Annotated in this window: 14 protein-coding genes and 2 pseudogenes; 8 read left to right on the top strand and 8 right to left on the bottom strand. The window is 72.9% G+C overall.

All coding sequences use genetic code 11. From position 1 onward, the window contains the following. Nucleotides 1-100 precede the first annotated feature (100 nt). Nucleotides 101-2,605, bottom strand: a complete 2,505-nt coding sequence (gene efeU / locus OG747_RS42860) for an iron uptake transporter permease EfeU (protein ID WP_405884736.1) — start codon at nt 2,603-2,605, stop codon at nt 101-103. Nucleotides 2,606-3,172: 567 nt separating this feature from the next. Between efeU and OG747_RS42855 the strand changes: the two genes are divergently transcribed. Continuing rightward, nucleotides 3,173-5,098: a phosphatidylglycerol lysyltransferase domain-containing protein gene (locus tag OG747_RS42855; protein ID WP_405884735.1), complete on the top strand. Its 1,926-nt coding sequence runs from the start codon at nt 3,173-3,175 to the stop codon at nt 5,096-5,098. A gap of 105 nt (nt 5,099-5,203) precedes the next feature. On the opposite strand, the pseudogene OG747_RS42850 reads toward OG747_RS42855, so the two are convergent. Next, nucleotides 5,204-6,729: pseudogene (locus tag OG747_RS42850) on the bottom strand (HAD-IC family P-type ATPase); the annotation flags it as partial. 43 nt (nt 6,730-6,772) lie between these two features. Then, nucleotides 6,773-7,180, bottom strand: coding sequence for an ArsR/SmtB family transcription factor (locus tag OG747_RS42845; RefSeq protein ID WP_405884734.1), 408 nt, complete (start codon nt 7,178-7,180; stop codon nt 6,773-6,775). Between the two features lie 37 nt (nt 7,181-7,217). Here OG747_RS42845 and OG747_RS42840 point away from each other — a divergent pair. Then, nucleotides 7,218-7,421: pseudogene (locus tag OG747_RS42840) on the top strand (hypothetical protein); the annotation flags it as partial. A 156-nt stretch (nt 7,422-7,577) separates the two neighbouring features. Here OG747_RS42840 and OG747_RS42835 read toward each other — a convergent pair. Beyond that, nucleotides 7,578-8,165, bottom strand: a complete 588-nt coding sequence (locus OG747_RS42835; protein ID WP_405884733.1) for a hypothetical protein — start codon at nt 8,163-8,165, stop codon at nt 7,578-7,580. A 271-nt stretch (nt 8,166-8,436) separates the two neighbouring features. Between OG747_RS42835 and OG747_RS42830 the strand changes: the two genes are divergently transcribed. From OG747_RS42830 to OG747_RS42815, 4 genes are all read left to right on the top strand, one after another. Beyond that, nucleotides 8,437-9,522, top strand: coding sequence for a WD40/YVTN/BNR-like repeat-containing protein (locus tag OG747_RS42830; RefSeq protein WP_405884732.1), 1,086 nt, complete (start codon nt 8,437-8,439; stop codon nt 9,520-9,522). A gap of 100 nt (nt 9,523-9,622) precedes the next feature. Beyond that, entirely contained in the window at nt 9,623-10,300 is a 678-nt protein-coding gene (locus tag OG747_RS42825) for a uracil-DNA glycosylase (protein ID WP_405884731.1), read from the top strand. Further along, nucleotides 10,297-11,352 carry an N-acetylglucosamine kinase gene (locus tag OG747_RS42820; RefSeq protein ID WP_405884730.1) on the top strand — a complete coding sequence of 352 codons (1,056 nt, stop codon included), beginning with the start codon at nt 10,297-10,299 and terminating at the stop codon, nt 11,350-11,352. Before OG747_RS42825 ends, OG747_RS42820 begins: the two co-directional genes overlap by 4 nt. Before the next feature lie 178 nt (nt 11,353-11,530). Beyond that, entirely contained in the window at nt 11,531-12,454 is a 924-nt protein-coding gene (locus OG747_RS42815; RefSeq protein ID WP_405884729.1) for a sirohydrochlorin chelatase, read from the top strand. Nucleotides 12,455-12,618: 164 nt separating this feature from the next. Here the strand turns inward: OG747_RS42815 and OG747_RS42810 are convergent, their stop codons facing one another. The 3 genes from OG747_RS42810 to OG747_RS42800 form a co-directional block, all read right to left on the bottom strand. Beyond that, the gene (locus OG747_RS42810; RefSeq protein WP_405884728.1) at nt 12,619-13,665 is read right to left on the bottom strand and encodes a lactonase family protein; all 1,047 of its coding nucleotides are present in this window, start codon (nt 13,663-13,665) and stop codon (nt 12,619-12,621) included. 62 nt (nt 13,666-13,727) lie between these two features. Continuing rightward, nucleotides 13,728-15,134, bottom strand: a complete 1,407-nt coding sequence (locus OG747_RS42805; RefSeq protein WP_405884727.1) for a nitric oxide synthase oxygenase — start codon at nt 15,132-15,134, stop codon at nt 13,728-13,730. Between the two features lie 160 nt (nt 15,135-15,294). After that, nucleotides 15,295-16,782 (bottom strand): FUSC family protein, encoded by a 1,488-nt coding sequence (locus tag OG747_RS42800; protein WP_405884726.1) that lies wholly within the window; start codon nt 16,780-16,782, stop codon nt 15,295-15,297. 214 nt (nt 16,783-16,996) lie between these two features. Here OG747_RS42800 and OG747_RS42795 point away from each other — a divergent pair, with 214 nt between their 5' ends. Both OG747_RS42795 and OG747_RS42790 read left to right on the top strand, forming a co-directional pair. Continuing rightward, nucleotides 16,997-17,473, top strand: coding sequence for an Lrp/AsnC family transcriptional regulator (locus tag OG747_RS42795; protein WP_405884725.1), 477 nt, complete (start codon nt 16,997-16,999; stop codon nt 17,471-17,473). Between the two features lie 61 nt (nt 17,474-17,534). Next, entirely contained in the window at nt 17,535-18,230 is a 696-nt protein-coding gene (locus OG747_RS42790) for an HAD family hydrolase (RefSeq protein ID WP_405884724.1), read from the top strand. An 82-nt stretch (nt 18,231-18,312) separates the two neighbouring features. Here the strand turns inward: OG747_RS42790 and OG747_RS42785 are convergent, their stop codons facing one another. Continuing rightward, nucleotides 18,313-19,245, bottom strand: a complete 933-nt coding sequence (locus OG747_RS42785) for an NADP-dependent oxidoreductase (RefSeq protein ID WP_405884723.1) — start codon at nt 19,243-19,245, stop codon at nt 18,313-18,315. Nucleotides 19,246-19,275: the final 30 nt, after the last annotated feature.

The following is a 19,275-nucleotide window of genomic DNA, read 5'->3' as shown; positions in this document are numbered from 1 at the left end:
CGGGGGAGGTCCTCTCCTGCGGGCACGTGGTCCCGGTACTGCGGGGGCGGTGGTTCTGCGCGGGTGGGCCGGCGCGTCGGGGTCGGCGCCGGTGGGCTGCTCACGCGGCCTTGCGGATCTCCAGGAGGTCCGGGATCGGGGCGAGCTCTTCCAGCAGTTGGCTGAGCGTGCCGTTGAGGCGCTGCCTGTCGATGTCGGACAGCTTGTCCAGCGGCGTCCAGGTGCCGTCCTTGGCCCGCTGGGCGAGCACCAGTTGCTCGGTGCGCCGCATCCAGGTGTCGACGGCCGGGATGACCGTGGCGTCGCGCTTGTCGATCAGCGGGCGGAGCAGGGTGAGCAGTTCGCGGGTGCCGTTGAGGTTGGCCTCGGTGGTAGCGAGCTCGGTGCCGCTGCCGTAGTCGGCGTTGCCGCTCAGTTCGCGGTGCAGGGTGTTCTCGAGGATCTCGTGGGTGCGCAGCGGGAGGTCGCCCGGGTCGAAGTCCTGCTTCGGGAAGTCCGTGCGCAGGGCGTCCACGTCGGAGCTGAGCTGCTTGGCGTACGGCGCGAGGGTGGCGGCGGACTGGCCGTGCCACAGGCCGTATTCGATGCGGTGGAAGCCGGTGAAGGCCGGGTCGTCGACCCCGCCCGTGAGTCCGGCCGTACGGCCGTTGATCTTCGCGTCGAAGTCGTCGAAGGTGCCGTAGGCGGCGCCGAGCGAGGCGTACTGCGTGTGCGCGGGTACCCAGTCCTTGCGGGCCTGGTCGAGCTTGTCCGCGTCGATGTCGCTCTGCAGGGTGCGTGTCTTGGTCAGCAGGTCGGCCAGGCCCCGGTCGACGTACGTCCGGTAGGCGGCCAGCGGGGCGGCGAGGTCCTTCTCGGAGACCGGCAGCACGGCCCGCACGGAGCCGCCGCCCGCGCTCACGCGTACGGCCGCCGAGGTGACGGCCTTCCCGCCGTTGGGCACACAGCGCCAGGCGTACGAGCCCGTGCCGACGGTGGCGATCAGGGCCCGGGTGGTGCCCGGGGCGATTCCTTCCACCTCGCCGTAGACGGCGTCGCTGACCGGGTCGATGAGATAGATCTCGGAGGTGCGGGAGCCGGTGTTGCGCACCTGGAACGTCTGCCGGCCCGGCTTGGGTGCGGTGAAACCCTTGCCGCAGTCGGCCGCCGACACCTCGACGACGGGCGTACCGGAGGCGGGCTTTCCGCTGCCGGCGGCGATGGCGATCCCCGCGATCAGCGCGGGCACGCAGAGGAGGGCGGCGGGGACCGTCCAGCGGGGGAAGCGACGGGGGGTGGATGGCGTCGCCGCCGGGGGCTCCGCACCTTCGGCGGGAGCGGACGCCCTCGGCTTCTCGCTGTCGGCGGGAGCGGGGGCGGCGGACTTCTCTGCGCCGGGAGCGGCAGGCGTGGCGGACTTCTCGCCGTCGGCGGACGCCGGGGTGGCGGACCTCTCGGCCTCGACGGCAGTCGACTCGACGGACTTCTCTGCGCCGAGGGCAAGGGGTGATGCGGCCTGCTCCGCCTCGGCGGCGGCCGACAACGCGGGAACGGGCTCGGCTGCCCTCTCGACGTCCGTCGCGACCAGCGCTGCGGGCTTCGTGCCCTCGGTGAGCGCGGACGCCCTGGACGTCGGCCCGGCGGGCTTGTCGGCCTCCGCGGCAGCGGGCGCTGCGGACCTCCCCGTCTCCCCGGCAGGGGACGCCTCCGGCACGGCACCGGCCGACGTCTCGGCCACCGCTGCGGCGGACGCCACGGGCACCGGTTCGCCATGCGTCGCGGGCCTGGTCACCGGAGCCGGCTTCGCCGGGGTCACCCCGCGGACGCCACGCACGAAGAGCGTCATCACGATCGCCAGGTACGCGGCGTAGACGGCGACCTGGAGCCAGGTCATCTGCGGGGTGAGGTTGAGCGTGCCCTGGACGACGGTGACGTACCAGGAGGCCGGGTCGAGGTGCGCCGTCAGGTCGAATGCGTACGCCGTGCCGCCCGGGATCACGGTGGCTTCCTGCAGGTCACGCATCCCGTAGCCGAGGACGCCCGCCGCGATGACGATGAGCACGGCACCGGTGATCGTGAAGAACCGCGTCAGATTGATGTGCAGGACACGCCGGTACAGGCCCCAGCACAGCGCCGCCGCGATCAGCAGCCCGGCCGCGGCGCCGGCCAGCGGTCCCGAGGAGCTCCCCGCGGCCTGCGCCGTGGTCCACAGGAACAGAGCGGTCTCCAGGCCCTCACGGCCCACGGCGAGGAAGGACGTGGTGATCAGTACGCCCGCGCCCATGCCCAGCGCCGCGGTGACCTTCTGCTTGATCTCGCCGGAGAACGTACGGGCCGAGCGGCGCATCCAGAACACCATCGCGGTGACGAACACGACCGCGACCAGACTGAGCGTGCCACCGAACGCCTCCTGCGACTTCCCGGGCAGGCTCGCCGCGGTGAACGTCAGGATCGCGCCGAAGCTCATGGACAGCCCGACGGCGGCGGCAACTCCCGTCCACACATGGGGAAGTCGGGCACGCTGGTCGGAGCGTACGAGCGTGGCGACCAGGACCGAGACGATCAGCCCCGCTTCCAGCCCCTCACGCAGACCGATCAGAAAGCTGGGAAACGCGTCGTCCCACACCTCGGGCCTCTCTCCGATGCAGCAAACACCAGGCCGGACGGCCACAGGCGGGACTTAGTGTAGGCATACCTAACTAGCGGTCAAGAGAGCGCGCAAATACCGACAGAGCGGACGCGGGCAACCCGCCCGAACCGTGAGGGCCACCGGACGGGCAGACCGGCCGCCCCAACGGCGCAGCCACCGCACAAACCTGGCGCCACGGCTGCGGCCTGCAGGAATGCAACAATCAGGCCCCGACACGCCCAGCGCCCACGCCGACCGGCCGGGGCGCATCGTGGCGACATGGCGGCACCACCGGGCGCGCGCTACGGACAGTCCGTCCACGCTTCGATTCTTACCATTCCCTTACCCCGCAATACCGCGCGGACCAGGCAGTCTTTCCCCGCAACGCCACCGACGGCCGCTCGTTAAGCCCCTCGGCGGCAATGCTCACCACGGACAAAACCCGCCTCGTACCTACAACATGTAGGGTTCCCTCGCCCTGTCGTTCTCAGCAAACACACAGGGTTCGCCGCCCAGGTCCCTGCCGCTCCCCCCACCCCCCTCTCCCCAAGGTGATGTTCCACGGTGTCTGCACAACAGCCGGTACTCGTCCCGGAACAGCGGAACTCGAAGTCCCGCCGGTCCGACCCGGCCGGGCGGCCGGGCTTCGGCGCCCGGCTGCGGCCGCGGGCGGCCTCGGCCACGGTCTGGTACCTGCGGCTGCTCGCGCTGCTCAACCTGGTGGCGGTCGTGTCGCTGCCGTTCCGCGAAGAGGTGCACGAGCACAACGGAGGTGAGTTCTTCACCCCCTACCTGGCCACCGCCGGGCTGGTCTCGGCGGCGCTAGCACTCTTCCTCGCCCTGGTGATGCGGCGCCGCAAACGGGCCGCGTGGATCTTCAACATGCTGCTGGCGGGACCGCTCTTCGGGCTGTACGTCCTGGCCCTGACGCAGGAGCAGTACCGACGGCACGGCTTCAACTGGTTCTCGGCGCTGTTCACCGGCCTCTTCGTCGCCGCGCTGCTGCTGGGGCGCAGGGAGTTCCAGGCGGTCGGGGACCGCTCCAACCCCCGGCTGGCGCTGGCCGTCGGCGCGGGTGGCGTCCTGGTCTGCGGCACCCTCGGGACGCTGCTGGTGAGCGCCACCAACAAGGTGTCAGGCGCGCCCCTGACCGACCGGATCGCGTACACCCTGCTGCGCGGGGTCAGCGTCGGCCCGCTCGCCGACCGCCTCGACACCGTGGTCGCGCCCCGCTGGGTGGACGTGCTGATCAACGTCCTGATCGCCGCGACCTTCCTCCTCGTCCTGTACGCCTGCTTCCGCGCGCCACGCGGCAGCGAACTGCTCGGCGAGGACGACGAGGAGCGGCTGCGCGCGCTGCTGGCCCGGCACGGCGACCGGGACTCGCTGGGCTACTTCGCGCTGCGCCGCGACAAGGCCGTCATGTGGTCCCCGAGCGGCAAGGCCGCGATCGCCTACCGGGTGGTCGGCGGGGTGACCCTGGCCTCCGGCGACCCGATCGGCGACCCCGAGGCCTGGCCCGGCGCGATCGAGGCATGGCTGCACGAGGCGCGCCGGCACGCCTGGACGCCGGCCGTGATGGGCGCGAGCGAAGAGGCCGGCACCATCTACGCCCGGCACGGCCTCGACGCCCTCGAACTCGGCGACGAAGCCATCGTGGACCGAGCCGACTTCACCCTCGAAGGGCGTGCGATGCGCGGAGTGCGCCAGGCGCACAAGCGCATCCGCCGGGCCGGGTACACCGTCGGCATCCGCCGCCACGAGGACATTCCCGAGGCCGACATGGCCACCCTGATCGACAAGGCGGACCACTGGCGGGACGGCGAGACCGAGCGCGGCTTCTCGATGGCGCTGGGCCGGCTCGGCGACCCGGGCGACGGCCGCTGCGTCATGCTGGAGTGCCGCGACAGCAAGAGCGACCCGCGGGCCGTGCTCAGCTTCGTACCGTGGGGTGAGAAGGGCCTGTCGCTCGATCTGATGCGCCGGGACCGGAACTCCGAGAACGGGCTCATGGAGTTCATGGTCATCGAACTGCTGCTGCGCGCCGAGGAGATCGGGGTGCAGCGGGTGTCGCTGAACTTCGCGATGTTCCGGTCCGTCTTCGAACGCGGCTCCCGGCTGGGCGCCGGACCCGTGCTGCGGCTGTGGTTCACCGTGCTGACCTTCCTCTCCCGTTGGTGGCAGCTCGAGTCCCTCTACCGGGCCAACGCGAAGTACCGGCCGGTGTGGGAACCCCGCTACCTCCTGTTCGAGAAGAGCAGCGACCTCCCCCGTATCGGCATCGCGGCCGCCCGCGCGGAGGGCTTCCTCACCCCGCCCGCCCTGCCTCCGCTGGGCCGCCGCCGACGCCTTCGGACGCCAGGGGGACGGGCCCAACCGCCGTACGGTAGCGGGCATGTCCCCGGTCAGCAGCGGGTGACGCGCACGGACGGCGGCACGGCGTCGGACGCTTGTCCCGACACACAGGCGAACACCTCGTCAACCGGCTGATCCAGCAGGCCCGTTCACCACGGAGGGGGCGCGGCGGGCCGCCATTTCATGGTCATGCGGTGTTCACGTCGTCCGGAAACGATGCGGCCGTTCAACCCGAGCCCGGCCGCGCTCGTCGGCGGGCGTGCAGTCACGGCTGCGGGCGGGTCGGTCGGCGGTGGCGACCGCGAGCAGCCGCAGCCCGTCGGCCGCCACGCGCGCGGCGAGCCCGAGCAGCCGCTCCCGTTCGGCCTCCCCCAGTGCACACCGCTCCAGTGCGTCTTCGACGGCCCCCTTGGCCACGAGCTCGTGCACGCCGAGCCGCCGAGGGTGGCGTACGACGACGGTGGCGAGGCGGCCTACCGGATCGAAGGGCAGCGCCGCCACCCCGTCGTACGCCGTCCCTTCCGCGTCAGCCGCTTCCAGGACGGCCCCGTCGAGGGCGTCCGGCGCGGGCAGCTCGGCGAGTTGGAGGGTCCACCAGGCGTTGACGGCGGCGAGATCCAACACCTCGGGGTCGTCGTGGCCGTCCGCGTCGAGGGCTCGGTGGACGATCGGCCGGTCCTGGGTGAGGGTGCCGGTCTTGTCCAGGCACAGCACATCGACCGCGCCCAGGTCGTGCAGCGCGGGCAGCCGCTTCACGATCACCCCGTGGGTGCGGGCCAGCCCCGACGCGCCCCGCGCCAGGCTCGTCGTGACGATGACCGGCAGCATCTCGGGCGTCAGCCCGACCGCCACCGCGACGGCGAACGGCAGGGTCTCCACACCCCGCCCGCGCAGTGTCGCGTTCGCCATCAGCACCAGCGGCGGTGTGAGCAGCATGAACCGGATGAGCACCAAGGAGATGCCCGCCACGGACCGGTCGAAGGTGCTCGCGGCACGGCCGCGGAACGCGCCACCGTGCGCCGCAGCGAACCTCGTCCGCGCCCCCGTCGCCAGCACCACCGCCGTCCCGCTGCCCCTCTCCACGCTGCTGCCCTGGAAGCAGAGTTGCCGCTGCTCGAAGACCCCCTCGTACGAGCCGTACGAGGGATCCGGCGCATCGAGGGCTGCCTTGGCGACCGCCGCCGACTCCCCCGTCAGCGCCGCCTGCCGCACACTCAGCCCGCTCGCCCGCAGCAGCCGTACGTCGGCCGGGACGAGATCGCCCGGACCCAGCCGCACCGCACCACATCCCCGGGCACCAACTCGTCGACCGGAACGTCCCTGGCCAGCGGGGGGCCGTCCGCGTCCGCCCGCCGCACCACGGTCGCGGTCTCGGCGACGAGTTCGCGCAGCCCGGCCATGGAACGGTCGGCCCGGTACTCACCGGACGAGCGCAGGACACAACTGACCAGGACGAGCGCGAGGATGACACAGGCGGTGCCCCAGGCGGCCACCGCGGCCGACACCAGCCCCAGGCACAGCAGCACCGCCGTGAAGGGGTCCCGCAGGCTCCGTACGAACGGGCGCGGCCAGGACTCCGTACGCCAGGCCGGGACCGTGTTCGCGCCGAAGCGGCCCAGTCGTTCCCCGGCCTCCGCCTCGGTCAGGCCGCGCGGGCCGCTGTCCAGCTGCCGCAGCGTCTGCAGGAAGGTCAGCCCGGCGAGGTCCGGGGGTCCGTCGCCGAGGAGATCTCCCTCGCGCGGCCACCGCCGCCGGGCCGCGCGCACGGCGGACTCGGCAGCCCCGGCGGAGTCGGTGGCCGCGGCGCCCTCAGGCACCGAAGCCGCCCAGGCGCCGCACCGCCCCCTGCGCCGACCGGTCCCCGCGATCGGCCCGATCAGCCCGGTCGGCCCGGTCCATCAGCTGTCCGACCATGAGCCGTACGACGGTCACCACGTCCGGGTCGTCCACGAAGTAGACCTGCCGCCGCCCTTCGCGACGGGACCGTACGAGACCGGCCAGCTTCAGCTTGGTCAGGTGCTGGCTCACCGCCGGCAGCGCCCCGCCGACCCGCTCGGCGAGCCCGGTCACGTCGCTCTCGCCCTGCGCCAGCGCCCACACGATGTGCAGCCGCGCCGACGAAGCGAGCAGCCCGAAGGCCGCGGCCGCCTCCGCCAGCACCTCGGCGGACGGGTCCTCGAAGCCGCCGACCTCTGACGCCACCGTCCGCCCTCCCATCCGTCCCTGACCGTCTCGCGCGAGCCGCCCCAGTCTAGGGAGGCGCCGGTTCCGCGCAGTGGGCCAGGGGTACGCCTCGGGTCTTTCCGGTACCGCCTCCGACTTCGGCGTCCGACACACCCCCGGGCGCCGGACTCGTTCGGAACGGCATCGGGCACGTTCCGGCGGATACGGCAGCCATGACATCGTCGAGGACGAGCGGCTGCTGCACGCCTGCCGCGCCACCCTGGACGCCAGGTAGACACCGCAGGTCACAGCCGGTTTCGCAGGCGGCGGTGGGGGCACGGTCCGTTCCGCCCCGCAGGGGTGGGGGAGGCCGACCGTCCCGACGCCCCCGCGTCTCTACACCCCCCTTCCCCCCTTCCCCTCCGCGCCCCCGATCCCCGATCCCCTCCGCTCAGCCGGTTTTCCGTCCCCACAGGGGACCTATCCGCTGCCACTCCTCGTCCCACTGCGCCATGCGTCGCCGTTCCATGCGGCCGCGTATGAGCCGCCCGCCGACGAACGGCAAGCCCCCTACACTCACGCCCGCCAGGACGCCCACCAGAGAGGCGCGCAGCTGAGCCTGGGACGGGGTGGCGGGCTTGGTGACGAGGCGGCCTTCGGCGTCCGTCCACACGGTCACCGAGGTGCCCGCGGGGCTGCCGACGGACACCCGGGCCTGGCCCGCGCGGGGCGAGCCGTCCGCCGCGGTCCAGTGGACCTTCGCCCAGACCATGTCGGCACCGGTCGCCGACGCGGTCGACTTCGGCACGTCGTCGTCGAGCAACGCCAGGACGGAGTGCCACTCGGCCCGCTGCCGGGCGAGGCCGTCCTCCACGGACTGCGTCGCCAGCAGGCCGGTGAGCACCCCGCCGAGCACGGTGAGCGTCCAGGCGACGAGGACGATCCAGGCCTCCAGGGCATCACTGCGGCGCCGCAGCGGATTGCGCCGCCATCGCCACAGCCACACCTTCACAACCTTCGGACCACGGAATGCCGTCATCAATGGCATCCTCCTCACGACCGCACGGACATGCCACATCGCCCTCCCATACGGGATCGGTCCCTCTGATACTCACAACGAGTCCGACGACTCGTGCGTTCCAGGAATCCCGCCACCCCCGCACCGCTGCTCGCGCCGACCGCGGACAGACGCCGTCGGCGCTCGACGCCACCGCCCTGACCTGCGGTGATGCCGCGTTCAGGGAAGACTGTCAGTGCCGCGGTGCAGACTGGCCGGTGGTTGGGACAACGACGTCTCGGAGGAGGTCGCAATGGCCGACGTACTGCTCACCGTAGGTACACGCAAGGGGCTCTTCATCGGGAGGCGGCGCGGCGGCGCCTGGGAGTTCGACGAGAGTCCGTACTTCAACGCGCAGGCCGTGTACTCGGTCGCGATCGACATCCGCGGCGAGACACCCCGGCTGCTGGCCGGAGGGGACAGCGCGCACTGGGGTCCGTCCGTCTTCCACTCCGACGACCTGGGGCGGACGTGGACCGAACCGGCGCAGCCGGCCGTCAAGTTCCCCAAGGACACGGGGGCTTCACTGGAGCGGGTGTGGCAGTTGCACCCGACGGCCGCCGAGCCGGACGTGGTGTACGCGGGCACGGAGCCTGCCGCGCTGTACCGCTCCGAGGACCGCGGCGAGTCCTTCGAACTGGTGCGCCCGCTGTGGGAGCACCCCACCCGGTCGCAGTGGGTGCCGGGCGGCGGCGGGGAAGGGCTGCACACCGTCCTCACCGACGAGCGCGACCCGCGGGCCGTGACGGTCGCCGTGTCCACGGCAGGGGTGTTCCGCACGCAGGACGGGGGCGCGAGCTGGGCGCCGTCCAACTCGGGTGTCTCCGCGGTGTTCCTGCCGGATCCGAATCCGGAGTTCGGCCAGTGCGTGCACAAGATCGCACGGGACGCGGCGACTCCGGACCGGCTCTATCTGCAGAATCACTGGGGTGTGTACCGCAGCGACGACGCCGGCGGCCGGTGGACCGACATCGGCGCGGACCTGCCCTCCACGTTCGGGTTCGCGGTGGCCGCGCATCCGCACCGCGGCGACACGGCGTACGTGTTCCCGATCAACGCCGACGCGGACCGCGTCCCGGCCGACCGGCGCTGTCGTGTCTTCCGCACGGCGGACGCGGGCAAGAGCTGGGAGCCGCTGACGGCGGGGCTGCCCACGCAGGACCACTACGGCACGGTGCTGCGCGACGCGCTTTGTACAGACAACGCGGACCCGGCGGGCGTGTACTTCGGCAATCGCAACGGCGAGGTGTACGCGTCGGCGGACGACGGGGACAGCTGGCGGCAGTTGGTCTCGCACCTCCCGGACGTGCTGTGCGTGCGCGCCGCGGTCGTCGGCTGAGCCTCCGTAGTCACCTCATTCGTCAACGGAACGGTCATGATCGGTCGCTCTTCGGCCACTGGTTGATCTCCGTCGCGTGTACGGCAGTAGGGTGACGCCCGTGGCACCACGACCGTTGCATGAAATCGTCGAACCGGGCTGGGCGAAAGCCCTGGAACCCGTGGCCGGGCGGATCGCCGAGATGGGGGACTTCCTGCGCGCGGAGATCGCCGCGGGACGCACCTATCTCCCGGCCGGGCCGAATGTCCTGCGGGCCTTTCAACAACCCTTCGACGAGGTACGCGTCCTCATCGTCGGGCAGGACCCGTATCCGACTCCGGGACACGCGGTGGGGCTGTCGTTCTCGGTCGCGCCGGACGTACGTCCGCTGCCGGGCAGCCTGATCAACATTTTCCGGGAGCTCAACACCGACCTGGGACTGTCCCAGCCGTCCAACGGCGATCTGACGCCTTGGACCCAGCAGGGTGTGCTGTTGCTCAACAGGGCGCTCACCACTGCCCCGCGCAGTCCCGCGGCGCACCGTGGCAAGGGCTGGGAGGAGGTCACCGAGCAGGCGATACGCGCGCTGGCCGCCCGTGGGCGCCCGCTGGTGTCGATCCTGTGGGGCCGCGACGCCCGCAACCTGCGCCCTCTCCTCGGCAGCCTGCCCGCCGTGGAGTCCGCGCACCCCTCGCCCATGTCGGCGGACCGAGGCTTCTTCGGCTCCCGCCCGTTCAGCCGCGCCAATGACCTGCTGGCCGGTCAGGGAGCCGAGCCGGTGGACTGGCGCCTGCCGTGACGCACTCCGGGGTGCTGGGCGTGGACTCGGGGGGTTCGGGTCTGCGCGTGGCACTCGGCGTGCGTGGCGGCGGCCGCAGCACGGTTCACCCGGGGCCGCTGACGTCCAAGAAACCGGTCCGCACAGGCCCGCGCGGCATTGAGGCCGGGCATCTGCTGGAGCAACTGCTCCCGATGGCCAGGGAATTGATGGCCGCTACCGGGGTAGAAGAACTTGAGGCCGTCGCCATCGGGGCGGCGGGCCTCGCCACCCTCGGCGACGAGCTGCGCACGGAGCTGCCCTCGGCGCTGGAGCGTGAACTCGGTGTGCGGCGGCTCGCGTTGGCCGCCGACGCGGTGACGGCGTACGCGGGCGCGCTCGGTCCCCGGCCGGGCGCGGTGATCGCCGCGGGCACGGGCCTGATCGCGGTCGGCACCGACCTGACGAGCTGGCGCAGGGCGGACGGCTGGGGTCATCTGCTCGGCGACTGCGGCGGCGGAGCGTGGATCGGCCGGGCCGGGCTGGAGGCGGCCCTGCGGGCTTTCGACGGGCGCCGGGGCGGGTCGGCGGCGCTGCTGGCTCGGGCCGAGAAGATGTTCGGGCCGGTGACCGGGTTGCCCGGAAAGGTGTACCCGCGCACCGACCGGCCCGCCGTACTCGCCGCCTTCGCGCCCGAAGTGGCCGCCTGCGCGGCGGACACCGCCGACGCCGCGGGAGATCCCGTGGCGCGGGACGTGCTGCGCGCCGCCGCCCGGCACATGGCCGAGTCCGCTGCCGCCGTCTGCCCGGACACGGACGAGGCCCAAGTCGCCCTCACCGGTGGTCTGTTCAAGATCGGCGATCCCCTCCTCGTACCGCTGCGCGAGGAGCTGGCGGAGCAACTGCCACATGCCCGGCGGGTACCGGCGGCGGGCGACCCGCTGGACGGCGCCGTACGCATCGCCGTCGATCTGGCGAACGACCGGCTCACGCTCCCCCGCAACGCACGCATGCTGTACGTGATGACCGAAAACGCCGCAAGCGAGCTATCCATGCCCCGAAAAGGGGATTCATCCGCCCTGTCGGACAAGTGAAATCACCCCTCGCCCCAGGCATCACAGCAGCACCACAGCAGCACCACAGCGCAGGCAAGTCCAGTCGTACCGATCATTTCTGATCCACGCGTAACTCATCAGACAAAAGCGGACGGAAACCGCTCACCTGCACCCTCCCCGAACAGGGGAGCCCAAGAAACCAGTAACATGCGGCGCCATGAGCTCCCCCACTGGGCCCGCGTCCGGCCTGCCAGTACGAATGCCGCGACCCCGCCAGCCCGGGCGGCACCGCCGTCCGGAACCCCTGGCGGCTCCCGAGGGCGCGCCCGCGCTCGTCCTCGCGGTGCCGGGCACCTCCAGCGCGGCCACGCGCAGCCTCGCCGAGGAGGTCGTGAGCATCGCGCGCTCCGAGCTGCCCGGCCTCGACGCCCGGATCGGGTACCTCGACGGGGACGACGCCGAGTTCCCCACGCTGCAGTCCGTGCTGACGCGCGCCGCCGCGGAGCGCACCGCCCGCTATGAGCAGGCCCGTGCCGCCGGTGCGGACGTGACCGCGCCCGACGGCCCCGTCGCCGTCGTGGTGCCGCTGCTCGCCGGCCCGGACAACGCGCTGCTGCGCCGGGTCCGCCAGGCCGTCATGGAGAGCCGGATCGCGGCCGACCTGGCCGATGTGCTCGGCCCCCACCCGCTGCTCGCGGAGGCGCTGCACGTGCGTCTGTCCGAGGCGGGTCTGGCGCGCGCCGACCGTGCCCGGCTGTTCACCGTGGCGACGGCCGCGGACGGCATCATCCTCGCCTCCGTGGGCGGCGAGGAGGCCGTGCAGGCGGCCGGGATCACCGGCATGCTGCTCGCCGCGCGGCTCGCCGTGCCGGTGATGGCGGCGGCGCTGGACGAGGAGGGCGCGATCGCGGCCACCGCCGAGCAGCTGCGCAACTCGGGCTCGCAGCAGCTCGCGCTGGCGCCGTATCTGATCGGCCCTGAGATCGACGCCGGTCTGCTGGACGCGGCCGCCAAGGAGGCGGGCTGCGCCGCCGCCGAGGCCCTCGGCCCGTACCCGGCGATCGGCAAGCTCGCGCTGGCCAAGTACACGACGGCGCTGGGCATCGCCCCGCAGCAGCCGCAGGGCGCGCCGGTCCGCTGATCGCCCCAGCACCACCCCTCGCACGCCGAAGGGCCCGCTCCTCTCGCAGGAGCGGGCCCTTCTCTCGTATCAGCGGCTCTCGTATCAGCAGCTCTCGTATCACTCCTGTCAGCAGCTCTCCTGTCAGCGGCTCTCGCGTCAGCGCCGCATCACCACCGGGCCGGTCAGCCGAAGACCACGCAGGAAGCCGCCGGAACCTCCACCGAGCCGCCCCGTCGCGGCACCCCGGTGTCCGGGTCGACCGTGAACCAGGTCACGTCCCCGGAGCGCTCGTTGGCGGCGTAGAGGAAGCGCCCCGAGGGGTCGAGGGCCAGCGCGCGCGGCCAGGTGCCCCCGCAGGGCACCGTGGCGACCAGCCGCAGTCCCTCGCCCACCGCGTCGGGCGTGAGTACGGAGACGACGTCCTGGCCGCGCGTGGCGGTCCACACGAAGCGTCCGTCGGGCGCCACCACGATGCCCGAGGGGTACGCGTCATCGTCCGGGACACCCGACAGCACCGGCGTCTCGCCGACGGGCCGCAGCGAGCCTTCCAGGGCGTTCCAGCGGCAGACGGTGACGGTGGGCGCGAGTTCGTTGAGGACGTACGCGTGTTCGCCGCGCGGGTGGAAGGCCAGGTGGCGGGGCCCGGAGCCGGGGCGCAGCGCGATCTCGCGGTGCAGCTCGAGCCGGCCGCCGTCCAGCGCGCACACCCGTACGGAGTCCGTGCCGAGGTCGACGCTCACGGCCCAGCGCCCGCTCGGGTCGGGCTGCACCTGGTGGGCGTGCGGGCCCTGCTGACGCCGGGTGTGCGGGCCAAAACCCTTGTGCTGGAGCACGCTGGAGGCGGCGCCGACGAAGGTGCCGTCGTCGCGCACGGGCAGCGCGGTGACGCTGCCGGAGCCGTAGTTGGCGGTCAGGACGTGTCCGGCGAACACGCTGAGGTGTGTCGGCCCGCTGCCCCCGACCGAGACCAGAGGCCCGGCGGGCTCCGGCTTGTCGCCGCCCACACGGTACGCGGCCACCGCGCCGTCGGCCGTCTCGCTGACCGTGTAGAGCATGTCGCGGGCGGGCGACAGGGCGAGGTACGAGGGGTCGGGTACGCCGTCCACCGCGCTCAGGAGGGTCAGCGCGCCGCTGCCGCGGTCCACGGCCGCGACGAGGACGCCCGGGCCTCCCGCCGCAGTGAACGAGCCGATGAACGCCCGCTGTTCCCGCCTGCCGCCGTCTGCCACTGCCGTTCCCCTCTCGGTCCCGCGCTGCTCGGGGCCGACGGTAGCAGTCGATGATCTGCGGTCTAGACCAAGGTCCCGCCCGTCTCGCCGTGCGCCCGGGTACGTGCCTCCGGGTGGTGGACGTACGCGGGGCGCCGCTCCACGGCCTCGTAGGTGCGGTGGAAGACGGGCGTGGCGCTGCCGGAGATGGGCGGCACGATCCACGACCAGTCGGCGCCCACCCGGCGGCCCTTGCGCTCCTCGCGGCCGAGGTGGGTGAGGAAGCGCCGGGACTCGGTGTGGTGGTCGGTGACGGTGACGCCCGCATGGTCGAAGGAGTGCAGGACGGAGCGGTTGAGTTCGACGAGCGCCCGGTCCTTCCACAGCGATCGGTCGCTGCGGGTGTCGAGGCCGAGGCGTTCTGCGAGGTGGGGCAGCAGGTTGTAGCGGTCGGTGTCGGCGAGGTTGCGGGCGCCTATCTCGGTGCCCATGTACCAGCCGTTGAACGGGGCCGCCGGGTAGCAGACGCCACCGATCTCCAGGCACATGTTGGCCACCGCGGGCACGGCGTGCCAGCGCAGTCCGAGGGCGCGCCACCAGGGGTACTCGGGGTGGGCGAGCTCCACTTCGAGCACCGCGTCGTCCGGCAGCGCGAACCAGCGCGGCTTGTCGTCGGCTCGCCGGCCGTCGGCTCCCTGGATCACCAGCGGCAGTACGTCGAAGGGGGTGCCCGGGCCGCCGGGCCAGCCGAGGCGCCGGGCGAGCGCGGTGAGGCCCGCGTTGCGCGGGTCGCCGGTCACACCGCCGTCCGGGCGTGCGTAGCCGGCGTAGCGGATGAGCTGTTCGTTCCAGATGCGCGGGCCCGGGCGGTCCGGCCGGTCGGGTGCGAAGACGGTGATGAGCGCCCGGATGCGGCCGTCGTGGGTGGCCTCCCGCAGATGGTCCGCCGACGCCTCGGCGACGTCCTGTGCCGTCCGCACGTCCCGGCGGTCGCGTACGCGCAGGGAGTGCCAGTACAGCCGCCCGATGCAGCGGTTGGCATTGCGCCAGGCGACGCGGGCTCCGAAGACGAGTTCCTCGGTGGTGTGGCGGTACGTGCCCGTCTCCGCGATCTCGGTCCGCGCCGCGGCGATACGGCGGGCCGGGTCGCCGAGGCGCTCCTCGGTGTGGCGGAGGGTGAGGAACTCGGCGGCGGCGCGGAGGAGTTCGTACGGCTCGGAGTGGTCGCGGGAGGTCGATACGGCGGCAGCGGCACCACCCCCGGTCACGGCTGTCAGGCGTCCTGTGAGGCCCGGGACGGACAGGTCGGCCTTGCGGGAAGCGGTTTCATGCGGTGGTGCGGCGGTCGGGGCCGCGCCGTGCGCCCGCCGACCGGGCGGGACCCGGTCCAGCCAGCCGCCCGGCCCCTCGGCCCACGGCGCCGGGTACCGCGCGCTCCCGTCGTCGCCGAAGCGCTCCGCGTGTCCGGTTCCGCGCGGGAAATCCCGCATGGTGCCACCCCCAAGCGGCTCCGCCCGCGGGCCGCGCCCGCACGGTCCGCGGGTTCCGTGCGTCTGATAGCCGCGGGGTTACCCCGCCCGTGCGGTGATCCACCCTCTACGTGGCCCGTGCATCTGCCTCACAACGGGGCCCGCTGTCCACCCGCCGACGTCAGACGCGCGCGAGCCGCGAGCCGCGCAGGGGCGTGGCCAGCGCGACAAGCGCCCGTTCCAGGCCGTGGAGGTGGGCGAGTGCCTGCTCGGCGCCCGGGTGGTGGCCCGGGGCGCCCTGGTGGGCGCTGAGGGCGCGTTCCGGCACCGCGCCGACCAGGGACTCCACCGCCGTCTCCACGCGTCGGCAGGCGGCCGTCAGACGGGCGTCGTGCGAGGCGTCCGGGTCGGCGGCGACGGCCGCGAGACCGCGCACCTCGCGGGCGCAGTCGTCGAGCAGGACGAGGACCTGGCGGGCCCGGCCCTTGCGCGCCCGCATCGGGGTGAGCGGATGCACCAGGGGCGCGAGCGCCATCCGTACGCGCCCCAGTAGTGCTTCGAGCTCCGCCGTGTGCGGTGCGGGGTCGGCCGCCGCGTCACCCGCGAGCCGTGCGGCCGCCGCCGCGGCGCAGGCGTGCACCGCGTGCAGCGCCCGCTCGACCCAGCGGTCGGTGACCGCGTGCGTGGTGATGGGCAGGATCAGCGCGACGGCGAGCGCGGCGCCGAGCGCGCCGACGCCGGTCTCGGCGAGCCGGAGGCCGAGCAGCCCCGGGTGCAGCACGCCGAGCAGCCCGTACAGCAGGCCCGCCATCACGGTCACCCAGAACATCATCCAGCTGTACGAGAGCGGGGCCGCGTAGAAGATCCCGAAGACGCTGACCGCGACAAGCACGGCGGTGGCTGCGGGGGCGCCGTGCAGGGGGACGGCGATCAGGAGCCCGGCCACGATGCCGGTGCCCGTTCCGAGGACCCGGCGGAAGCCCCTTACGAGCGTCTCGCCGCGCGAGGCCGTGTTGACGAAGATCCACCAGGCAGTGCCGACGGCCCAGTACCAGCGGTCGTGGGAGAGCAACTGGCCCGCCGTGAGGGCGAAGGCACAGGCGGCCGTCGCCTGGAAGGCCTGGCGCGTGGCGGGCCGGGCCAGGCCGCGTCCGTCCAACGGCGCGGTCGGGACGGGCGGCGGCGTGCGCCGCTCGACGCACCACGCGCCGAAGCGCACCACTGAGGACGCGGCCAGCGACAGTGCGACGGCCGCGTACAGCTGCGGGAGCTGATCCGGCACGGCGTGCAGGAACTGCGCGGTGAAGAACATCATGAACGCGAAGATGCCGAGGGCGTGGCCGCGCGGGCCCCAGCGGCGGGCGTACACCCCGCAGAAGATCACCGCGAGCCAGGTGGCGTCGCGCAGCGCCGGCACCCCGTGCAGCGCGGTGGCGAGGGCCAGGACCGGGAAGCCGACGACCGGCAGCAGGGCGGTCGTCACGGCCTGGTCGCGCACGGTCGGGTCGCCGATGGTGAACAGCGCGAGGAGCGCCGCGAGGCCGCCCGTGATCGAGGCGGGCAGCGAGAGCCCGGCCAGCTCCGACACGCTCACCGCGAGCCCGATGCCGAGGACCGCGCGCAGCGCGATCCGCAGTCGGAACAGTCCCGGATCCGGAGCCATGAACATCTTCTTCACCGTCGGCCGCCCGCCCCCATACGAAAAGACACACAAAATGGCGCTGCGGGTCCGGTACGGCGTCCTTGCCGTCCGGCGCTGTGCAGCGCCATCAATACAGACAAGGTAAACAGGAGGAGTGAACTGGCTCAACAGGCTCGCGGTCGGCTGGGCCATTGGTACAGTCGACGGAGATCACCCAAGGCGTCAGGGAGGCCAACGGACCATGGCCGTGGACGAACTCGACACCCGCATCCTGCGACTGCTGCTCGAGCAGCCGCGTACCAGCGTGCGCGAGTACGCCCGCATGCTCGGTGTCGCCCGCGGCACGCTGCAGGCCCGCCTGGACCGGCTGGAGCGGGACGGGGTGATCACCGGTACGGGCCCCTCACTGTCCCCCGCGGCGCTCGGCCATCCCGTCCTCGCGTTCGTGCACATCGAGGTCACGCAGGGCCATCTCGACGAGGTGGGTGAGGCGCTCGCCGCCGTTCCGGAGATCATCGAGGCGTTCTCGATCACGGGTGGCGGCGATCTGCTCACCCGGGTGGTGGCACGCGACAACGCGCACCTGGAGGATGTGATCCAGGCGCTCATCAGCATGCCCGGCGTGGTCCGCACCCGCACCGAGGTGGCGCTGCGCGAGCGCGTTCCGCACCGGGTGCTGCCGCTGGTGGAGTCGATCGGCCGGGCCCCGAAGAACTGACGGACAACACCCCGCGGGGTCGTTCCATGGCGGCGAGCCGCCCCTTGGCATCCTGGACCTCATGAGCACTCTCGGCAGCACTTCGGTCATCTTCGATCTCGACGGAACGCTCGTGGACAGCGAGCCGAACTATTTCGAGGCCGGGCGCCAGACGCTCGCCGAGCAGGGCATCACGGACTTCACCTGGGCGGAGCACGAGCGGTACGTCGGCATCAGCACCCGTGAGACGCTGTCGCTCTGGAAGGAGCGCTACGCCTTGCGGGCCCCGCTCGACGTGCTGCTCGCCGACAAGAACCGCCGCTACCTGGAGCTGGCCCGCGCCGCCACGCCCGTGTACCCGGAGATGCGGAAGTTCGTGGAACTGCTGGCCGGGGAGGATGTGCCCCTGGCCGTGGCCTCGGGCTCCTCCCCCGCCGCCATCGAGGCGATTCTGACGGGCAGCGGTCTGGCCGCCCGTCTGACCACCGTCGTCTCGGCCGACGAGGTCGCGCACGGCAAGCCCGCCCCGGATGTCTTCCTCGAAGCGGCGCGCCGCCTGGGGGCCGACCCGGCGGACTGCGTGGTCCTCGAGGACGCCGCTCCGGGCGCCGCCGCCGCGCACGCCGCAGGGATGCGCTGCATCGCGATCCCGTACGTGGCCGCGCAGGCCGACGACCCTGCGTTCGCCACGGCGGGGCTGCTGCTGCGCGGCGGCCAGGACGAGTTCACGGCGCAGGCCGCGTACGACTGGCTCGCGCGCTCGGCCTCGGCTTCCTGAAGCAGAGCTCCTGAACAAGGCAGAGCCCCTGAACATCGAAGACGCTGTCTGAACCGCGCGGTTCAGGAGACGTCGCGCCGGCTCAGGAGACGTGCAGCACGATCTTGCCCCGGCGATGGCCCTGCTCCAGCGCCGCGTACGCCTGCGCGGTCTCGGCGAGGGGGAAGACGCGGTCGACGGGCGGGGCCAGTTCGCCGTCCGTGACCAGGCGGGACAACTCCTCCAGTCCGCCGCGGTCGGGTTCCACGACGAAGAACCTGCCGCCCTCCTTCGTGGCGTCGGGCGGGGAGACGATGCTCACCAGCAGGCCGCCGGGGCGCAGCACCTGCCAGGAGCGGTCCTGGGTGTCGCCGCCGACGGTGTCGAAGACCAGGTCCACGTCCTTGACGTGCTCCTCGAAGCGTTCGGTCTTGTAGTCGATGACCTGCTCGGCACCCAGCTCCCTGACGAAATCGGCTGCCTGGGCGTCGGCCGTCGCGATGACGGAGGCGCCGAGCGCGGCCGCGACCTGCACCGTGAAGGAGCCGACGCCGCCCGCGCCGCCCTGCACCAGCACCCGGGCGCCGGGACGCAGCCCGCCGTGCACGACCAGGCCCTGCCAGGCGGTCAGCCCGGCCAGCGGCAGCGCCGCCGCGTGGTCGTGGTCGAGCTGAGCCGGCTTGGCGGCGAGCACGGCCGCGGGGACGGCGACGAACTCCGCCGCGGCCCCGTCCCGGGTGAACGGGATCAGCCCGTACACCTCGTCGCCGGCCTTCCAGTCCGACACGTCGGGACCGAGCTCGGCGACGACGCCCGACACCTCCTTGGAGGGCACGACCGGCAGGCGCGCAGTGCCGCCGCCGGTGAAGCTGTCGGTCCAGGTCGCGTCCCAGCCCAGTTCACCGAGCGTGATGGAGGCCGACCGCACCTCGACCAGAACCTCACCCGCGGCCGGCACCGGGCGCGGCGCGATCTCGTACGTGAGCTGCTCGGGGCCGCCCCGCCGGTGGCCGCGTACCGCGTGCATGGTGTCCATTCCAGCCCTCCCAGGTCATGCCGGCCAGGA

The sequence above is a fragment of the Streptomyces sp. NBC_01384 genome, from assembly GCF_045040035.1.
Lineage (GTDB): Bacteria > Actinomycetota > Actinomycetes > Streptomycetales > Streptomycetaceae > Streptomyces.
The sequence above is the reverse complement of the archived record's forward strand: the minus strand, read 5'-3'. Positions and strand labels throughout refer to the sequence as shown.